Annotated in this window: 1 pseudogene; it reads right to left on the reverse strand. The window is 58.2% G+C overall.

Annotated features, from left to right (window positions below):
* Positions 1-233 (reverse strand): annotated as a pseudogene (locus V3587_RS30655) (SMI1/KNR4 family protein); the annotation flags it as partial.
* Between the last annotated feature and the right edge of the window lie 104 nt (positions 234-337).

Here is a 337-nt window from a genome sequence, read left to right on the forward strand (position 1 = left end):
GTCAGCTCGATGCATGTCTCACGACCGATAAGCTCGGCGTTGTCCCATGCGTGCACTGACACGCCCACGAAGCATCCACCCCAACGCCCCACGAACTCGGTGAAGTCTTTGTCCGGGACGATGTCGAGCGCATGCAATTCCGCGTGAAGCTCGTCTGCCGGAATCGGACGGCCGGGACCGTAGAAGTCCACGGTCCGCTCGATGCGAGCGACCAGCCCGTTTCCGAGAGCCATATCGGAAGGTTACTTACCGGCACAGGACACTAGTGTCCTGCGCCTGAAATTCGTTCGATATATTTTGCGAGCGAATTGAGGATCTCGTCTGCAGGTTTGGTCCA

It is taken from the genome of Rhodococcus sp. IEGM 1306 (assembly GCF_036541985.1).
GTDB lineage: Bacteria > Actinomycetota > Actinomycetes > Mycobacteriales > Mycobacteriaceae > Rhodococcus_F > Rhodococcus_F qingshengii.